The sequence below is a fragment of the Thioalkalivibrio sp. ALE31 genome (genome assembly GCF_000377405.1).
GTDB lineage: Bacteria > Pseudomonadota > Gammaproteobacteria > Ectothiorhodospirales > Ectothiorhodospiraceae > Thioalkalivibrio.
In genome coordinates this window covers 321032-338019 of record NZ_KB905023.1, presented here as the reverse complement: position 1 = coordinate 338019, position 16988 = coordinate 321032, and the positions used below count along the sequence as shown (strand labels likewise).

Annotated in this window: 15 protein-coding genes; 7 read left to right on the top strand and 8 right to left on the bottom strand. The window is 68.2% G+C overall.

Features of this window, described 5'->3' with window-relative positions; translation table 11 throughout:
- Positions 1-309 precede the first annotated feature (309 nt).
- Entirely contained in the window at positions 310-1509 is a 1200-nt protein-coding gene (locus tag D103_RS0109565; protein ID WP_018876636.1) for an MFS transporter, read from the bottom strand.
- A 54-nt stretch (positions 1510-1563) separates the two neighbouring features.
- A complete protein-coding gene (gene msrB / locus D103_RS0109560; protein ID WP_018876635.1) occupies positions 1564-1962 on the bottom strand; it encodes a peptide-methionine (R)-S-oxide reductase MsrB in 399 nt (132 codons plus the stop codon).
- 116 nt (positions 1963-2078) lie between these two features.
- Here msrB and D103_RS0109555 point away from each other — a divergent pair, with 116 nt between their 5' ends.
- The 3 genes from D103_RS0109555 to D103_RS0109545 all read left to right on the top strand — a co-directional run bounded on the left by D103_RS0109555 (position 2079) and on the right by D103_RS0109545 (position 6801).
- Complete coding sequence (locus D103_RS0109555; protein WP_018876634.1) at positions 2079-3161, top strand: EAL domain-containing protein; 1083 nt, start codon at positions 2079-2081, stop codon at positions 3159-3161.
- Between the two features lie 62 nt (positions 3162-3223).
- Positions 3224-4621, top strand: coding sequence for a glycoside hydrolase 100 family protein (locus D103_RS0109550; RefSeq protein ID WP_018876633.1), 1398 nt, complete (start codon positions 3224-3226; stop codon positions 4619-4621).
- The gene (locus D103_RS0109545) at positions 4618-6801 is read left to right on the top strand and encodes an HAD-IIB family hydrolase (RefSeq protein ID WP_018876632.1); all 2184 of its coding nucleotides are present in this window, start codon (positions 4618-4620) and stop codon (positions 6799-6801) included. The genes D103_RS0109550 and D103_RS0109545 overlap by 4 nt, the downstream gene beginning before the upstream one ends.
- A gap of 277 nt (positions 6802-7078) precedes the next feature.
- On the opposite strand, the gene D103_RS0109540 is transcribed toward D103_RS0109545, so the two are convergent.
- Entirely contained in the window at positions 7079-7840 is a 762-nt protein-coding gene (locus D103_RS0109540; RefSeq protein WP_018865447.1) for a sulfite exporter TauE/SafE family protein, read from the bottom strand.
- On the opposite strand from D103_RS0109540, the gene D103_RS0109535 reads away from it, so the two are divergent.
- The gene (locus tag D103_RS0109535) at positions 7833-8495 is read left to right on the top strand and encodes a DUF4124 domain-containing protein (RefSeq protein ID WP_196799339.1); all 663 of its coding nucleotides are present in this window, start codon (positions 7833-7835) and stop codon (positions 8493-8495) included. The two genes, D103_RS0109540 and D103_RS0109535, sit on opposite strands and share 8 nt — an antisense overlap.
- Positions 8496-8519: 24 nt before the next feature.
- Here D103_RS0109535 and argB read toward each other — a convergent pair whose 3' ends face one another.
- Entirely contained in the window at positions 8520-9398 is an 879-nt protein-coding gene (gene argB, locus D103_RS0109530; protein ID WP_018865449.1) for an acetylglutamate kinase, read from the bottom strand.
- Between the two features lie 160 nt (positions 9399-9558).
- On the opposite strand from argB, the gene hmpA reads away from it, so the two are divergent.
- On the top strand, positions 9559-10737 hold the full coding sequence (hmpA, locus tag D103_RS0109525) for an NO-inducible flavohemoprotein (protein ID WP_018876631.1): 1179 nt from the start codon (positions 9559-9561) through the stop codon (positions 10735-10737).
- An 8-nt stretch (positions 10738-10745) separates the two neighbouring features.
- On the opposite strand, the gene dut is transcribed toward hmpA, so the two are convergent.
- The 3 genes from dut to D103_RS0109510 are packed head-to-tail and all read right to left on the bottom strand — an operon-like array spanning position 10746 to position 13060.
- The gene (gene dut / locus D103_RS0109520) at positions 10746-11207 is read right to left on the bottom strand and encodes a dUTP diphosphatase (protein WP_018865451.1); all 462 of its coding nucleotides are present in this window, start codon (positions 11205-11207) and stop codon (positions 10746-10748) included.
- A 29-nt stretch (positions 11208-11236) separates the two neighbouring features.
- Positions 11237-12445 carry a bifunctional phosphopantothenoylcysteine decarboxylase/phosphopantothenate--cysteine ligase CoaBC gene (gene coaBC, locus D103_RS0109515; RefSeq protein ID WP_018876630.1) on the bottom strand — a complete coding sequence of 403 codons (1209 nt, stop codon included), beginning with the start codon at positions 12443-12445 and terminating at the stop codon, positions 11237-11239.
- A gap of 18 nt (positions 12446-12463) precedes the next feature.
- Entirely contained in the window at positions 12464-13060 is a 597-nt protein-coding gene (locus D103_RS0109510) for a DUF502 domain-containing protein (protein WP_018865453.1), read from the bottom strand.
- A gap of 171 nt (positions 13061-13231) precedes the next feature.
- Here D103_RS0109510 and D103_RS0109505 point away from each other — a divergent pair, with 171 nt between their 5' ends.
- A complete protein-coding gene (locus tag D103_RS0109505) occupies positions 13232-14185 on the top strand; it encodes an MBL fold metallo-hydrolase (RefSeq protein ID WP_018876629.1) in 954 nt (317 codons plus the stop codon).
- 18 nt (positions 14186-14203) lie between these two features.
- Here D103_RS0109505 and D103_RS0109500 read toward each other — a convergent pair whose 3' ends face one another.
- The gene (locus D103_RS0109500; RefSeq protein WP_038028618.1) at positions 14204-15196 is read right to left on the bottom strand and encodes a lipid A deacylase LpxR family protein; all 993 of its coding nucleotides are present in this window, start codon (positions 15194-15196) and stop codon (positions 14204-14206) included.
- A 55-nt stretch (positions 15197-15251) separates the two neighbouring features.
- Between D103_RS0109500 and D103_RS0109495 the strand changes: the two genes are divergently transcribed.
- Positions 15252-16973 carry a potassium/proton antiporter gene (locus D103_RS0109495; RefSeq protein WP_026280333.1) on the top strand — a complete coding sequence of 574 codons (1722 nt, stop codon included), beginning with the start codon at positions 15252-15254 and terminating at the stop codon, positions 16971-16973.
- Positions 16974-16988 lie beyond the last annotated feature (15 nt).

Here is a 16988-nt window from a genome sequence, read left to right as displayed (position 1 = left end):
CTCCCGTATGGAGCCCCTCGTGGAGGGCGTGATGGGCCGGGAGAAGGCGCTGGATGTCTGAGCGGAGCCGCAGGCGCAGCGAGTTCAGCGCCGCCGGCCCAGCGCGTCCGGAGCGAGGTTCCCGGGCGAAATCCGGGTGCCCTTCTTTGGGTACTTTCTTGGGCAAGCAAGAAAGTACCTCGGGGCGCGCTGGCGAGTCAGCGCCGGGCAGGCGGCGGACCGAAGGCACCGTAAACACCAGCGACGAACCAGGGCCAGCCAATCAGCGATAGCGAAGCACCCAGCGTTCGTGGCTGGCGTGTGGCGTGATCAGGTGCGCGCCGGGGCGCGGGTGTCGTCGAACCAGAGCCAGGCGATGGCGATGGTCAGTACCGCGATCACCGGCAGCATCGCGAGATTCATCCCGTCCCATCCCAGCGGTCGCAGCAGCGCCCCGGCCAGCAGCGACCCGGCCGTGACCAGCGTGAAGATGGTCAGATCGTTCACGCCCTGGACCTTGCCCTTCTCGGTGGCCGTATGCGTGGTCGTCAGCAGCGTACTGCCGCCGATAAACAGGAAATTCCAGCCCACCCCCAGCAGGAACAGCGCCAGCCAGAAATGCGCCAGCGTCTCCCCGTGCGCGGCGATCGCCACGCTGAACAGCACCAGTGCGTTGCCAAGTGCCAGGATGCGCGTGATCCCGAGGCGGGTGATCAGATGGCCGGTCACGAACGAGGGGGCGAACATCCCCAATACATGCCACTGCATGACCAGGGCGATCTGGCCCATGTCAAAGCCGGCGTGGCGCATGGCCAGCGGCGTCGCCGTCATCAGCAGCACCATGACCGCATAGCCCAGCGCGGCGGCGGTCAGCGCGACGAGGAAGCGCCCTTGCGGCAGGATCTCGCGCATTGGCCGGGCCGGCCCGCGTTCCTCCGGCGGTGGCGCCGGCACGCGCAGCCAGGCCAGCAGCGTCATCGCCAGCAGCGCCAGGGCGCCGAGGACCAGATAGGGGCCGGCCTCCGGCGTGCCCGGCAACAGGGCCTGGGCGTGGTGGGCGTTCCACGGGCCGAGGAAGGCGGCCACGACGCCGCCGGCCATCACCAGCGAGATCGCGCGCGGGCGGAAGGCGGGGCTGGCGACATCGGCGGCGGCAAAGCGGTAGTACATCGCGAAGGCCTGGTAGGCCCCCAGCAGCAGGTTGCCCAGTACGAACAGCCAGAAGGCCTCGGCGAAGACGCCGGCCGCGGTCAGCATGGCGCCACCGGCTCCGCCCACGCTGGTGCCCAGCAGGAAGCCGGTGCGCCGCCCGAAACGCTTCATGAACAGCGAGGCCGGCAGGGTGGTGACCAGCGTGCCGACCATCATCGCGGCGACCGGCAGGGTGGCCAGCGCGGGATCGCTCGCCAGGCGTTCCCCGACCACGCCGCTCAGGGTCATCACGGTCACCGCGGCGATCAGGAACAGGGCCTGCCCGAGGGCAAGGATCAGGACATTCGCGCGCTCGCGCGGGGTGGTCTGGCCGGACATGGGAGTCCCTTCAAGGATCGTCCGGGCCGTCATGGCCCGGGGGCGATGCTGGTGTCAGTCGCGTGGATGAAAGTCGAGGACCGCCGAGTTGATGCAGTAGCGCAGCCCGGTCGGCGCCGGGCCGTCGGGAAAGACATGCCCCAGGTGCGAGTCGCAGCGCGCGCAGCGGACCTCGGTGCGTTCCATGCCCAGCGAGCGGTCGCGGTGTTCGTCGACGGCACCTTCGCTCACCGGCGCGGTGTAGCTGGGCCAGCCGGAGCCGGAGTCGAACTTGGCGTGCGAGTCGAACAAGGGGGCGCCGCAGGCGACGCAGTGGTAGGTGCCGTCGGCCTTGTGGTTGTTGTAGGCGCCGGTGAAGGGGCGCTCGGTACCGCCTTCGCGGGCGATGCGGTATTGTTCCGGCGTGAGGCGTTCGCGCAGTTCGGCGTCCGTCGGGCGATCGGATTGACTCATGCAACCTCCGGGTCGATAGGATTGTCTGCCAACAGACGAGGGTCTGTGGTGATGGGACCCCGGGGAATATCCCGGGTTCTGGCTCCGGACCGAAGACAAGACCGCTGGAGGTGGTCGTGGGCTGTCCCGATTGCGAACGTATTGACCTGCTGCCGGCGGCCTCCGGCACCCTCTATCTGGCGCCGGTTCTGGCGCATACCCGCGCGGCCCTGCGTCAGCGCATGGTAGACGAACAGCTGCCCTGTGCCGAGCCGACCTCGGGCATCCTGGCGCTGCCGGTCCAGGGTACCGGCGGGCTGGGCGAGATGCTGGTGCGCCTGGAGCAGGCCCTGAGCAGCTCGGAGCAGGCCGGTTGTCGCGCGACCTTCGTGCCCGAGGGCGAAGACTTCGGCCTGGGGCACCTCCAGGACACCCATCTGCTGTCTACGCTGATTGCCCGGCACAATGCCCGCGATCTCTCCGCGATCCTGGCCAACGATGCCCTGGACTTTCACTTCCAGCCCATCGTGCATGCGGCCGATCCGGCCGAGGTTTTCGCCTACGAGGCGCTGGTGCGGGCCTCCACGCCGGCCGGCGACCCCATTCCGCCGCCGGAGCTGTTCAAGACGGCGCGCAATGCCGAATTGCTGTTCCATCTGGATCGCTCGGCGCGCATCAATGCGATTCGCCGGGCCAGCGAGCGCGGGATCGGCAGCCGGTTGTTCATCAACTTCAATCCGACCGCCATCTATGATCCGGCCTTCTGCCTGGAGACGACGGTGCGCGAGATCAACTCGCGCCCGGCCGGCCGTGCCGGGCCCAGTGGTTTCGTGTTCGAGGTGATCGAGAGCGATCAGGTCACGGACATCGAGCACCTGTCACGGATCGTGGAGCGCTACCGCCGGGCCGGATTCCAGGTGGCGCTCGATGATCTGGGGGCCGGCTACGCCTCGCTGAACATGCTTTCCCAGTTGCGCCCGGATTTCGTGAAGATCGACCGCGAACTGGTCAGCGGCATCGATGGCGATATCTACCAGCAGAAGATCCTCGACAAGATCGTGGAGCTGGCCCGCGACCTGGATATTCAGGTGGTGGCCGAGGGGATCGAGACCGCCGACGAATGGCGCTGGCTGAAGGATCGGGTCGACTATTGTCAGGGTTACCTGTTCGCCCGGCCGGCCGCCGAGCCGCCGATGCCGCGCCACCCCGAGTCCGCCTGAGCGCCGCGTGGAGGGGGCCGTGACACGTGCACATCGGGCCCGCTTTCCATAGACTCGGGGTCATGAATCAGCTCCCCCCCGACGCCCGGAATCCGACGCTCGAATCCGCCTACCAGCTGCTGCGCGATGCCGAGGTGCGCTATCGCGGGCGCACGGTCGGCACCGTGGCGAGCCTGGACGAGCGGGCGCCGGCGGAGAACTATGCCGACTGCTTTATCCGCGACTTCGTGCCCTCGGGGCTGGTCTATCTGCTGAACGACGAGCCCGAGGTGGTGCGGGACTTCCTCGCGCTGATCCTGCAGATCCGCGATACCCAGGAGGAGATCGAGGGCCACCGCCGCCTGCCGCGGGTGATGCCGGCAAGCTTCCGGGTGTTCACCGACGAGAACGGCCGCGAGGCCCTGGCCGCGGACTTTGGCGACCGGGCGATCGGACGCGTCGCCCCGGTGGATTCCATGATGTGGTGGGTACTGTTGCTGCGCGCCTACCAGAACCGCACCGGCGACCACGAATTCATCAAGAGCGCGGATGTGCAGCGCGGCATCCGCCTGATCCTCAGCATCTGTCTGCAGGACCGTTTCGAAGTCTTCCCGACTCTGCTGGTGCCGGACGGCAGCTTCATGATCGACCGGCGCATGGGGGTGTTCGGCCACCCGCTGGAGATCCAGGCACTGTTCTACGGGATGCTGAAGGCTTCGCTGGCGATGCTGGAGCCCTGCGACCGGGATTCCGAACTCCTGTGCGAGCAGTCCGCGATCCGTACCCGGCAGCTGTCGGACTACATCCGCCACTACTACTGGCTGGATCTAGAGCGGTTGAACGATATCCACCGCTATCGCACCGAACACTTCGGCCACGAGTCCGAGAACGCGCTGAATATCTACCCCGAGAGCATCCCCGACTGGCTGGTGGACTGGATCCCGTCGGAGAGCGGCTACCTGGTCGGTAACCTCGGGCCGGGAAGGATGGATTTCCGGTTCTTCAGCTTCGGAAACTTGCTGGCGGTGCTGTTCGGGCTGGCCGACGAGCACCAGTCGCGCTCGATTATGCAGACCTTCGAGCAGCGCTTCGAGGACCTGATCGGGACCATGCCGGTGAAGATCTGCTATCCGGCGATGGTTGGCGAGGAATGGCGTCTGCTGACCGGGTCCGACCCCAAGAATACTCCGTGGTCCTACCACAACGGCGGCAACTGGCCGGCGTTGCTGTGGGCGTTCACCGGGGCCGCCATGCGGGTCGGGCGGCCCGACCTGGCGCGCAGTGTGCACGCGGTCGCGGCCGAGCGCCTGCATCGTGACCACTGGCCGGAGTACTACGACGGTCGCCACGGCCGCCTGGTCGGGCGCCGCGCCAACTATCGCCAGACCTGGTCGGCCACCGCCGTGCTGGTCTCCCAGGGCCTGATCGACAACCCCGAGACCCTGAGCCTGTTCGACAGCCCGGAACCCGAGGTGCCATGAAAAAGACCCAGAGCAAGTCTCGTGATGGCGAAGGCCTTTACCTCGTCCTGATCAGTGTCCACGGTCTGATCCGCGGGCAGGACCTGGAACTGGGACGCGATGCCGACACCGGCGGGCAGACGCTCTACGTGGTCGAACTGGCGCGGGCCCTGGCGCGCCACCCGCAGGTGGGCCGGGTGGACCTGCTCACCCGCCGCGTGGTCGACAGCAAGGTGGCCGACGACTACGCCGAGCCCGAGGAGGATCTGGGCGACGGGGCCCGGATCGTGCGGCTGGACTGCGGCCCGCGGCGCTACCTGCGCAAGGAAAAGCTGTGGCCCTACCTCGACTGTTTCGCGGACAACGCCCTGGGGCATATCCGTGGCGTGGGCCTGCGCCCGGACGTGATCCACGGCCACTATGCCGATGCCGGACATGTCGCGGTGCAGCTGTCGAACCTGCTGGGCGCCCCCATGCTCCAGACCGGTCATTCCCTGGGGCGGGTCAAGCGCGAACGCCTGCGTGAGAGCGGGATGTCGGATGCCGACATCGAGGCCCGCTACAACATCTCCACCCGGATCCACGCCGAGGAAGAGGCCCTGGCGCATGCGCATCGGGTGATCGCCAGCACCCGCCAGGAGATCGGCGAACAGTACGCCGCCTACGACAACTACCAGCCGGAACGCATGGAGGTGATCCCGCCGGGTACCGACCTGGCGCGGTTTCATCCGCCGAAGCGCGGGGAGCGCAAGCCGGCTATCTGGGCCGAGATCCGCCGCTTCCTGCGCTACCCCGACCGGCCGTTGATCATGGCGCTGTCGCGCGCCGACGAGCGCAAGAACATCCGCGCCCTGGTCGAGGCCTACGCCGGGAATGACTGGCTGCGCGAGAACGCCAACCTGCTGATCGTCGCCGGCAACCGTGACGACATCGCCGACCTGGACAAGGGCGCGCGGGATGTCCTGACCGACCTGCTCCTGCGTATCGACCGCCACGACCTTTACGGCCAGGTGGCGTATCCCAAGCACCACGACTCCGAGGACGTGCCCGACCTCTACCGCCTGGTGGCCTCCAGCAAGGGGGTGTTCGTGAACCCGGCGCTGACCGAGCCCTTCGGCCTGACCCTGATCGAGGCGGCCGCCAGCGGCGCCCCGATCGTGGCCACCAACGACGGCGGGCCGGAGGAGATCATCTCGCGCTGCCACAACGGCCAGCTGATCGACCCGCTGGACCCGGAGGGGATTGCCGACGCCATCCAGGGCATCCTGGCCGACCGGCCACGCTGGCAGCGCTACTCGCGCGCCGGGCTCAAGGGCGTGCGCCAGCACTATTCCTGGGACGGCCACGCCGAGAAATACGTGAAGCTGGTGAAATCTCTGACCCGCGAGGTGCGCCAGGCGCGCCATCACGAGCGCCGGGTCTCCGGGCATCTGGCGCAGATGGATCGGGCCGTGATCACCGACATCGACAACACCCTGCTGGGCGACGACAAGGCCACCCGCGCGTTTGTCGCCTGGCTCAAGCGCAACCGCAAGCGGGTCGCCTTCGGCGTGGCCACCGGGCGGCGCATCGATTCCGCCGCGGCGATCCTCGAGGAGCACGGCGTGCCGACGCCGGATGTCTGGATTACCTCGGTGGGGAGCGAGATCCATTACGGCACCAAGCAGACCGAGGATCGCGGCTGGGCGCGTCACATCAGCCATCGCTGGGAGCCGGACCGGCTGCGCGACTGCCTGCGCCAGGAGAAGAATCTGGTCCTGCAGCCGGATGTGGACCAGCGGGCGTTCAAGGTCAGCTTCTTTGCCGAACCCCCCGGGAGTCTGGACGCGGAGACCGTGGCGACGCGGCTCTACCGCGAGGACCTGCACGCGCGGGTGATCTACTCCCACGACCGGTTCCTCGACCTGCTGCCGGTGCGGGCGTCGAAGGGACTGGCGGTGCGCTACCTGTCCGACAAGTGGGGCATTCCGCTGGAGCACGTGCTGGTCGCCGGCGATTCGGGAAACGACGAGGATATGCTGCGCGGCCGGCTGCTCGGCGTGGTGGTGGGCAATCACCAGCCCGAACTCGAGAGCCTGCGCGGCTTCCAGCGCATCTACTTCGCCGGGGCCACCCACGCCCGCGGCATCCTCGAGGGGATCGAACACTTCGATCTGCTCAACCGCTGCGAAATCCCCGGCGCCACCGAGCCCGACGAATAGACCGGCTTTTTCACCACGAAGCACACGAAGGCACGAAGAAGAGCAAGGTCAAAGGCTAGTTACCACAGAGGACACGGAGTTCACGGAGAAAATCGAAAGGCCGCCAGCAGCATAGATGACTTCAGCGGCATTCAACCCCGTTCCAGCGTGTGGCCGTGTCGCAGCGAATGTTTCGCCCGAACCATCCTTTCTCTGTGTCCTCTGTGTCCCCCGTGGTGATAAAGGTTTTTCGCCCTTGACCTTCTTCGTGCCTTCGTGTGCTTCGTGGTGATATTGATCAGGGGACCGGGAGGAGCAGGGCGATGCCGGTGAGGACGGTGACGACTTCGAAGGCGCGCTTGACCAGGCGGTTGCCGTAGCGCTGGGCCGCCCAGGCGCCGAGGTAGCCGCCGACGAAGCTCCCCACCAGAAGGGCCGGCAGCCAGTCCCACTGCACGGTGCCCAGCGTCCCGAGCATCAACGCCCCGGCGCCGTTCCAGACGAGGCCCACCAGGACCATGGTGTAGGCCACCGCCTGGGTGTAGCTCATGCCGTACCAGCGCACCAGCCACAGGGTGACCATCAGTCCGGTGCCCGAGGCGAGGGATCCGTTCAGCACGCCGATCAGGAACAGCCCGGCGGCCCCGATCAGGGCGTGGCCCCAGGAAAAGCCGATGGTGCGCACCGTCTGCCCCAGTTGCGGGCGGCGCCAGGAGTACCAGCCGAGGCCGATGGTCAGCAGGCCCAGGGCGATCTCGCCGGCCCGTGGCGGGATGCCGAGCACCAGCCAGGCACCGATTAACACCCCAGGCAGACCGGCCAGCAGGATAATGCCTAGGCGCGCGGGCTCGAATGTGCTTTTCTTGAGGTGGCGCAGACCGGCGCCGGCGCCCAGCGCCACCGAGGCGATCTTGTGGGTGGCCAGCGCCACGGGGTAGGGAAGCCCCAGAAAAATCAGGGCGGGCAGCTGCAGCAGGCCCGCCCCGCCACCCGCCAGGGCGGAGAAGCCGTTGGCGACGATGGCGATCAATGCGAGTCCGAGGTGTTCGAGAATGGTCATTTGGGGTGCGTGCAACCGGAAGCGGGAAGGCCTGTGGCAATCGTGGGTGGCCGCGGTGCTGCTGCTGGGGCTGGCGGTTCCGGTACAGGCCGACATCTACCGCTGGGTGGATGATGACGGGACCGTACACTACTCCAGCACCCCGCAGCCGGAGACCAGCCAGCGCGAGCGCCGGATTTACGACTCCGAGGGCCGCATGCGCGAGATCCTGCCGGCCCCGATGAGCGCCGAGGAACGAGCGCAGGCCGCCGCCGAGCGCGAGCAGGCGGAACGCGACCTGGAGGCGACCCAGCGCGCGCGCCAGGACCGTGCCGCGCGCGAGCAGCAGCTGCGCCGTGCCTATGCCTCGCTGGACGAGATCGAGGAGCTGCGCGAACGCCGCGAGCGCTCGATTGCCGGGAATATCCAGCGCAGCGAGGCGCAGGAAAAGACGCTGTTGCGCGAGCGCGAGCGTATCCGGCGGCAGCTGGACGGCGCGAACGAGGGTTCTCCGCTGGCCGACCGTTACCGCGCGGAACTGGAGGAGCTGGACGCCCGTATCGCCCGGGAGCGCCAGTACCGCCGAGGCCAGCGCGACCGGCTGTCCGCGATCCACGAACGCCTGGACCTGGATCGCCGCGACTTCCAGCAGCTGGTCATGAACGGCCGCGAATAGCGGTCGCAGGCATTAATCGTTCTCCTAGCGGCTGATCAGCGTTCCCACACCCTGGTCGGTCAGCAGCTCCAGCAGGACCGCGTGTTCCACGCGGCCGTCGACGATATGCGTGGCGTTCACCCCGCTGCGCACGGCATCCAGCGCGCAGCGGATCTTCGGGATCATCCCGCCGTGGATGGTCCCGTCGCGGATCATCTCGTCCACCTGCGGGGCCGACAGCTTGGGCAGGAGTTCCCCGTTGCCGTCCAGCACGCCCGGGGTGTTGGTCAGCAGGAAGAGCTTTTCCGCATCCAGCACCACCGCGAGCTTTTCCGCTGCGGTGTCGGCATTGATGTTGTAGGCCTTGCCCTCGCGGTCGAAGCCAATCGGCGCGATCACCGGGATGAAATCGCTCTCGTCCAGGGTATGCACGATCGCCGGGTCCACGCCTTCGACCTCGCCCACATGGCCGAGGTCCACGGTCGGCTGGCCCTCGGCCGCGCCATAGTCGCGTAGCGGGGTGGCGCGGATCATCTGGCCGTCCTTGCCGGTCAGCCCCACCGCGCGCCCGCCGAAGCGGTTGATCAGCGAGACGATCTCCTGGTTCACGATCCCGCCGAGCACCATCTGCACCACGTCCATGGTCTCGCGGTCGGTCACCCGCAGGCCGTTGACGAACTCCGTCTCCTTGCCCAGACGCTTGAGCAGCTCGCCGATCTGCGGGCCTCCGCCGTGGACGACCACCGGGTTCACGCCGACCTGCTTGAGCAGCACAACATCGCGCGCGAACGAGGCCTTCAGGTGGTCCTCGGTCATGGCGTTGCCGCCGTACTTGATCACGATGGTCTTGCCCGCGAAGCGCTGGATATAGGGCAGCGCCTCGATCAGGACATGGGCTACGGAATGGGCCGTTTGGGTATCCATGCTGGGTCCGGTTGTCGATCTTTGCAGCGCGGCAGTTTAGCACTGTGCCCAAGAACCGCGGAGGGCGCGCCTTAAAAGATCCGTACCATCAGTATGATTTGACCGGCCGCTAGTACGAGGGTATAAAGCTGCGCGTCATATATATCAACTGAGGCGACACATGCTATCCACCGAGCAAAAAGCGATCATTCAGCAGACCGTACCCATTCTGGAGGCCGGAGGTGAGGCCCTGACCGGGCACTTCTACCGGATCATGCTGCGCGACCACCCGGAGGTTCGGCCCCTGTTCAATCAGGCCCATCAGGCCAGTGGCGAACAGTCCCGTGCGCTGGCGAATGCCGTCTTGAACTATGCCCGCCACATCGATCAGCTGGAGTCGCTGGGCCCGCTGGTGGGGCAGATCGTCAACAAGCATGTATCGCTGCAGGTGCAGCCGGAGCACTATCCGATCGTTGGCGGCTGCCTGCTGCAGGCGATGCGCGAGGTGCTGGGCGAAGCGGTGGCGACCGATGCCGTGCTGGACGCCTGGGCCGCGGCGTACCAGCAGCTGGCGGATATCCTGATCGCCGCGGAGGAGCAGGCCAACGCCGCGAACGAACAGCAGCCCGGGGGCTGGCGTGGCGCGCGCCCGTTCCGTGTCCAGCGCAAGGTTCCGGAGAGCGAGGAGATCACCTCGTTCTATCTGCAGCCGGTCGACGGGCAACCGGTTCCGCCGCACCAGGCGGGACAGTATCTCGGCCTGCGTCTGATGATCGAGGGCGAGGAGCTCCGGCGGAACTACTCGCTGTCGGCCGCCGCGAATGGCGAGACCCTGCGCATCAGCGTCAAGCGCGAGCCGGGCGGCGTCGCCTCGACCTTCCTGCATGACCGGGTGGATGCGGGCGACATCCTTGACGTGTTCCCGCCTGCCGGAGACTTCGTGCTGCGGCCCGCGGACCGGCCGGTGGCCTTCGTGACCGCGGGCGTGGGTATCACCCCGGCGGTCGCGATGACCGAGGCGGCGCTGGCACAGGGCCGCGAAGTCCACTTCGTGCACTGCGCGCGCCACGGCGGCGTGCACGCGTTTCGTGACTGGCTGAATGCTCAGGCCGAGCGCACCGCGAAGCTGACGCAGCGCTACTGCTATAGCGAGCCGCGCCCCAGCGATGCACCGCACGCGGAGGGCTTTCTAAGCCGCGAGCAGCTCGCCGAGTGGCTGCCGGACAGCCGCGAGGTAGACGTGTATTTCCTTGGGCCCAGACCCTTCATGCAGCAGGTGCGCGCCCATCTGCGCAGGATGGGTATTCCCGACGCGCAGCTGAACTACGAGTTCTTCGGCCCCGCCTCGGCCCTGGAGTAGCGCCTCCGTCAGCCCCGGCCCGAGGAGCCGAAGCCGCCCGCGCCGCGGGCGGTCGCCTCGAAGTCCTCGACGACGCGGAATTTCGGTTGGGCGACCGGGACGATGACCAGCTGCGCCAGGCGTTCGCCGACCTCCAGGGTGTAGGCGTTCGCGCCCCGGTTCCAGCAGGAGACCATCAGCGGCCCCTGGTAGTCGGCGTCGATCAGGCCGACCAGGTTGCCCAGCACCAGGCCGTGCTTGTGGCCCAGCCCGGAGCGCGGGAGGATCATCCCGGCATAGCCCGGGTCCTCGATATGGATCGCGAGCCCGGTCGGGATCAGTTCGGCGGCGCCCGGCTCCAGCGTCAGCGGGGCCTCGATCATCGCACGCAGGTCGACGCCGGCCGAGCCGTCGGTGGCCGGGGCGGGCAGCGGGAAGTCCGCGCCCATGCGCGGGTCCAGGATCTTCAGGTCAATCTCGGGGACGGGCATGCGGGGTTCCTTGTCCGTTTCGCATTCGATCAGCGGTGTTCCAGGCGCTCGACGATCAGGTCGATCAGCGCCCGGGCCAGCTGGGTCTTCGGCTGGCTGGGGAGTTGGCGCTCGCCGCCCTCCCAGAGACACAGCAGTTCGTTGTCGGGCGTGCCGAAGGCGCGGCCCTCGCCGACCCGGTTGGCGGCGATCAGGTCGAGCCCCTTGGCGCGGCGCTTGGCCTCCGCATGTTCGCGCAGGTGTTCGGTCTCGGCCGCGAAGCCGACCAGGAACGGGCGTCGGGGGAGCGAGGCCGCCTGTGTTGCCGCCTCGGCCAGGATGTCCCGGGTGCGCTCCAGCGCCAGGTGCATCACCGGATCGGATTTCTTGATCTTCTGTGCTTGCGGTTCGGCCGGGCGGTAGTCGGCCACGGCCGCAGCCGCGATCAGGATGTCGGCCTCGGGCAGGCGTTCCATCACCGCGGCGTGCATGGCGGCGGCCGTCTCCGTGGCGATGCCCGCGACGCCCGTGGGTACGGCCTCGGCTGTCGGGCCATGCACCAGAGTCACGTGTGCGCCCGCGTCGCGCGCCGCCGCGGCTAGGGCAAAGCCCATCCGCCCGGAGCTGCGGTTGCCGATAAAGCGCACGGGATCGATCGGCTCGAAGGTGGGACCGGCGGTGATCAGTACGTGGCGCCCGGCCAGCGGGGCGTGTGCCGGTTGCAGCAGCTCCCGCGCGATCGCGGCGGGCTCGCGCATGCGGCCCTCGCCCTGCTCGCCACAGGCCTGGTCGCCGCTGTCCGGCCCGATCAGGGCCACGCCACGCTCGATCAGGGTTGAGACGTTCGCCTGCGTGGCCGGGTGGGCCCACATCCGATGGTTCATCGCCGGTGCCAGCGCGACCGGCGCGGTGGTGGCCAGCAGCAGCGTACTCAGCAGCTCGTCCGCCAGGCCCTGGGCGTAGCGGGCGATCAGGCTGGCGCTGGCCGGGGCGACCACGATGCGGTCGGCCCAGCGCGCCAGGGCGATGTGGTCCATGCCGGATTCCGCCTCGGCGTCCAGCAGCTCGGTGCGTACCGGCGCGCCGGAGAGGGCCTGGAAGGTCAGCGGGGTTACGAAGGCGCGGGCGCCGGCCGTCATCACCACGCGCACCTCGCAGTCGGCGCGCTTCAGCTCGCGCACCAGCTCGCAGGCCTTGTAGGCGGCGATGCCGCCACTGACACCGACGAGGATCCTTGGCTTGGAATCGTGTTCCGTCATGCGGCGGATTCTACCCGTTCAGCTCTTTTCCTGGCGCGCGGAGACGCCGGCGGTCAGGGCATAGCGCATCGCGTCCTCCAGCGACAGCTCCAGCGGTTCGATGCGTTCGCGCGGGAGCATCAGGGTGTAGCCGCCGATCTGGTAACTCATGGGCATGTAGACCGCGACTGTGTCGGGGCCGCCGAGACTATCCGGAAGACCCGCGAAATCTTCGCGGGTGACGAAGCCGACCAGCTTGAAGTCGGTGCCGGGCAGCTGCACCAGCACGGCCTGGCCGAATTGCTCGTGGATGTCGCCGGAGACCAGGCGCGTGACGTCGCGCACGGTCCCGTGGATGGTCTTGACCACCGGGATGCGCTGCATCAGCCCTTCCAGCCAGTCGAACAGCCAGCGGACCACGTAGGCCTGGAGCAGTACCCCCACGCCGAAGAGCAGGCCGATGCCGGCCAGGATCCCCATGCCCGGGAAGTACAGCAGATCGGGCAGGATGGCCTGCAACAGTCCTCCCAGCACCTCCTCGGCGGTGCTCCCCAGCCACCACAGCAAGGCCAGCGTGATGGCGGCCGGGAGGATGGCGGCCAGGCCGGTCAGGAAGGTGCGAGAGATTCGGCGCACAGCGGGCTCCGTGCAGGGGTATGCTCGGATGCTAACGCATTCGTGCTCGTGGCACGTCGACGACGGGAGCGGGGCGGGGGCGGCACTTTGGCACGTCCGCGCAGTCTATCGAGCGAGGCCGCCGGCACGTCGCCGGGTATGGGGAGTGACGAGATGCAGCGATGGAAGGGAATGAGCCTTTGGCCCCTGGTCCTGGCGATGATGGTGATGCCGCAGGTGGGGCTCGCCGGGTCCTCGGCCGCGGCTGCACCCGGGGACTACGCGATGACCCCGGAGGAGGTGGCGCCCGGGGTCTATGCGGTGATGACGCCGGCGCGGGATTTCCCCAGTCGCGAGAACCTGGGCTGGAACGCGAACATGGCGTTCGTGGTGACCGGTGACGGGGTGCTGGTGTTCGACACCGGCTCCTCCGAGACGATGGGTGTGGCCCTGCGCGAAGCGATCGCCGGGGTCACCGACGAGCCGGTGCGCTGGATCGTGAACAGCCACAGCCATGGCGACCACTGGCTGGGCAATGCGGCCTTTGCCGCGGAGGCGGAGATCATGGCCGGCTCGGCGGCGATTGCGCGCATGGAGGACGAAGGCGAGGGCTGGGTCGAGAACTTCCGCGAGATGACCGAAGGGGCGACTGGCGATACCACGCTGCGGTTGCCCGATACCGCAGTCGATGAGCGCATTACCCGCGACCTCGGCGGGACCGAGGTCGAGATCATCCCGTCCGGGGGCGCCCATTCGCCGGGTGATCTGAGTGTCTGGCTGCCACGGCAGCGCGTCCTGCTGGCCGGGGATGTGGTCTACAGTGATCGCGCGCCTTCTGTGTGGGATGGCGATGTCGCGCAGTGGATCGATCTTCTGGACGAGCTGATCGCACTGGAACCCGCCGTGGTCGTCCCCGGGCATGGCCGTCTCGAGGATGCCGCGACCCTGGAGCGGCTGCAGCGCTATCTGGTCACGCTGTGGGATGCCATTGAGGAAGGCGTGGAACAGGGACTGGCCGACTTCGAGACCGTGCCCCTGGTGCGCGAGCGGATGGGCGATCTGGTCGAGGCCTATCCGGGGTTCGAGGACAAGATCGACCGTTCGGTGGCGACCACCTACCCGGATGTCGAGGCGGCGGTGTTCTGAGACTGCCCGCGGGCGGCTTCAGAACTGCCAGGTGGCATGCAGCGACCCGAACTCGGCCGCGCCCTTGGCCTGGCCGCTGAATTCGCGCGAACGCCACACGTGGGTGTAGCCGATCCGCACGCCGCCCACATGAAAGACCGCGCCGGCGGTGAGTTCGCCAACCAGCGGGTGCTTGTCCACCGAGGGGCCGTCGCGGAACAGCGGGCCGTCGAGGAACAGGTCGTAGGCCATCAGGCGGGTGTCGACCCCGGCGAAGAAATAGCCGCCAAGCCTGCCGGTCGGTTCGAAGGTATGCGACCCGGACAGGGCGGGGTTGATCCGTGTCGGGCCGTAGTCGCGCGGGAGGTTGCGCCCGGCCCGCATGATCGCCCCGGCGTTGGCGAAGGTGAACGGGCTGCCGACGGTTGCGCCCCAGTGCGGGGTCAGATCCCAGCCCCAACCGCTCGCGGCATGCCGCGTGTAGCCCCGTAGCTGACGCTCGTAGCCCACCATCAGGGTCGGTTCGTTGCCAATCTGGTCGTCCCAGCCCCGGGGTTGCGGAGCGCTGGACCAGCTGTGGACCTCTTTCTGGGTGCGATCCGCCAGGGAGGCCGGCCCCACGGTGCCGAGGGTGACCTGCAGTCGGTCCAGGCGGTCGCCGTGCTCCTCGGCCAGGCTGAAGTTCAGGTACAGCCAGCCCGCGTAGGGGCGGTCTTCCGGGTCCGCGGGCGAGCGTTCGATGTCCTCCGGTGTGTACATGTTCTGGCCCAGGTGGATGGCGGATTTCAGCCTTCCACGCTCCTCGCGCTCCACAAAATAGGGCAGGAAGTCGGCCACGCTTCGCAGCCACGAGGGGACCTTTTCCCCGCTGCGGGTCCAGCCGATGCGCACGCCGTTGGTGTAGTAGCGGTCCTCGCCGGCAAACAGGTCGTTCTCGAACTCGAAGTGCAGCGCATCCACGCCGGTTTCCGCGCCGGCGGTCGGGCCTGCGGCCGCCAAGCCAAGAGCCGTCGCAGCCAGCAACGCCCGCATACTGCGGTCGGGTGACCGTCCTCGAGGGGCAATGGCGTTCCGGTATGATTGGCGCATGGACCTCTCCAACCAGATCATCTTCCTGGCCGCGATCGTGTTGCTGGGGAGCATCCTGTCGAGCGTGATCACCTCGCGGCTGGGGGTGCCCCTGCTGCTGGTGTTCCTCGTGATCGGGATGCTGCTGGGCCCGGAAGGCCCGGGCGGTCTGGTCTTCGAGAATATCACCCTTGCGTATCTGGTCGGCTCGGCCGCCCTGGCGATCATCCTGTTCGACGGCGGGATGCGCACACCGGCCCGCAATTTCCGGATCGGGCTGAAGCCGGCGCTGGGGCTGGCCACCGTCGGAGTGCTCGTGACCTCCGGCCTGACCGGGCTGTTCGCCGTGTGGTGGCTGGGCCTGTCCTGGCTGGAGGGCCTGCTGCTGGGGGCGATCGTGGGCTCCACCGATGCCGCCGCCGTGTTCTCCCTGCTGCGCTCGCGCGGGCTGGAGCTGAAAAGCCGCGTCGGGGCCACGCTGGAGATCGAGTCCGGCTCCAACGATCCGATGGCGATCTTCCTGACCATCGTGCTGATCGAACTGCTGCTGATGCCCGATCAGCAGTTCGGTCTGGTGGTACTGGTCGAGTTCATCCAGCAGATGGGCCTGGGTGCGGTGCTCGGCGTCGGGGGCGGCCTGGCCCTGCTGGCCCTGATCAACCGGGTGCCCATGGCCGCCGGGCTTTATCCGCTGTTCGCGATGGCCGGGGCGCTGGCCATCTTCGGGCTTACCGGCCTGGTCGGCGGCTCCGGGTTCCTCGCGGTGTACCTCGCCGGCCTGCTGCTGGGTAACCGCCCGCTGGAGGCCTCGCAGAACATCAAGCGCTTCCACGACGGCATCGCCTCGCTGGCGCAGATCGGCATGTTCCTGATGCTGGGCATGCTGGTGACCCCCTCGGGGCTGCCGCCGGTGGCGCTGGACGCGGGGCTGGTGGCGGCCGTGCTCATCCTGGTCGCGCGCCCGCTGGCGGTCTGGATCTGCCTGTATCCATTCCACTTTCCCTGGCGCGAGCAGGTCTTCATCGCCTGGGTCGGCCTGCGCGGGGCGGTGCCCATCATCCTCGCCCTGTTCCCGTTGCTGGCCGGGCTGGAACTGGCCGGCCACTTCTTCCATGTCGTCTTCTTCGTGGTGCTGATCTCGCTGCTGGTGCAGGGCTGGACCGTCGCGCCCTCGGCGCGCTGGCTGGGCCTGGAGCTGCCACCCACCACGGCGCGGGTGCAGCGTACCGAGCTGGATATTCCCGGCCAGCAGGAGATGGAACTGGTTGGTTATCGCCTGGCAGAGACCACGCCGGTGGTGCGCGAGGCGTGGTCGAACTTCCGCCTGCCGGGCACCGCGCGGGTGGTGGCCCACCTGCGTGACGGCAAGCTGCTGGAGACGCTCGAGTTGCTGGACCTGCACGCCGGTGACCACCTCTACATCATGGTCGCGCCGGCGGACCTGCCGGACCTCGACCGCCTGTTCGTGCCCAAGGACGAGGTGCCGGAGCGTCTCACCGAGCGCAGCGTGTTCGGCGAGTTCGCGCTCAATGGCGATGCCCAGCTGGGCGCGGTGGGCATGGCCTACGGCGCCCCGGTCCCGCCCGAGCGCCAGGGCGACACCCTCGAGGCCTATCTGCGCCGTGAACTCCAGGCCGAGCCGGTCGTCGGCGACGCCGTCGATCTCGGCCCGATGCGCCTGGTCATCCGCGAAATGGACGGCCCCCGCATTACCCGCGTTGGCCTGAAACTGCTGAAGTAAGCAGGGCCCGGGTGG

What these genes read in the sequence shown, in the direction of transcription:
- D103_RS0109565 (WP_018876636.1), bottom strand. Translation starts at nt 1,509, where the DNA reads ATGTCCGGCCAGACCACCCCGCGCGAGCGCGCGAATGTCCTGATCCTT.
- msrB (WP_018876635.1), bottom strand. Translation starts at nt 1,962, where the DNA reads ATGAGTCAATCCGATCGCCCGACGGACGCCGAACTGCGCGAACGCCTC.
- D103_RS0109550 (WP_018876633.1), top strand. Translation starts at nt 3,224, where the DNA reads ATGAATCAGCTCCCCCCCGACGCCCGGAATCCGACGCTCGAATCCGCC.
- D103_RS0109545 (WP_018876632.1), top strand. Translation starts at nt 4,618, where the DNA reads ATGAAAAAGACCCAGAGCAAGTCTCGTGATGGCGAAGGCCTTTACCTC.
- D103_RS0109535 (WP_196799339.1), top strand. Translation starts at nt 7,833, where the DNA reads ATGGTCATTTGGGGTGCGTGCAACCGGAAGCGGGAAGGCCTGTGGCAA.
- D103_RS0109540 (WP_018865447.1), bottom strand. Translation starts at nt 7,840, where the DNA reads ATGACCATTCTCGAACACCTCGGACTCGCATTGATCGCCATCGTCGCC.
- argB (WP_018865449.1), bottom strand. Translation starts at nt 9,398, where the DNA reads ATGGATACCCAAACGGCCCATTCCGTAGCCCATGTCCTGATCGAGGCG.
- hmpA (WP_018876631.1), top strand. Translation starts at nt 9,559, where the DNA reads ATGCTATCCACCGAGCAAAAAGCGATCATTCAGCAGACCGTACCCATT.
- dut (WP_018865451.1), bottom strand. Translation starts at nt 11,207, where the DNA reads ATGCCCGTCCCCGAGATTGACCTGAAGATCCTGGACCCGCGCATGGGC.
- coaBC (WP_018876630.1), bottom strand. Translation starts at nt 12,445, where the DNA reads ATGACGGAACACGATTCCAAGCCAAGGATCCTCGTCGGTGTCAGTGGC.
- D103_RS0109505 (WP_018876629.1), top strand. Translation starts at nt 13,232, where the DNA reads ATGAGCCTTTGGCCCCTGGTCCTGGCGATGATGGTGATGCCGCAGGTG.
- D103_RS0109500 (WP_038028618.1), bottom strand. Translation starts at nt 15,196, where the DNA reads ATGCGGGCGTTGCTGGCTGCGACGGCTCTTGGCTTGGCGGCCGCAGGC.
- D103_RS0109495 (WP_026280333.1), top strand. Translation starts at nt 15,252, where the DNA reads ATGGACCTCTCCAACCAGATCATCTTCCTGGCCGCGATCGTGTTGCTG.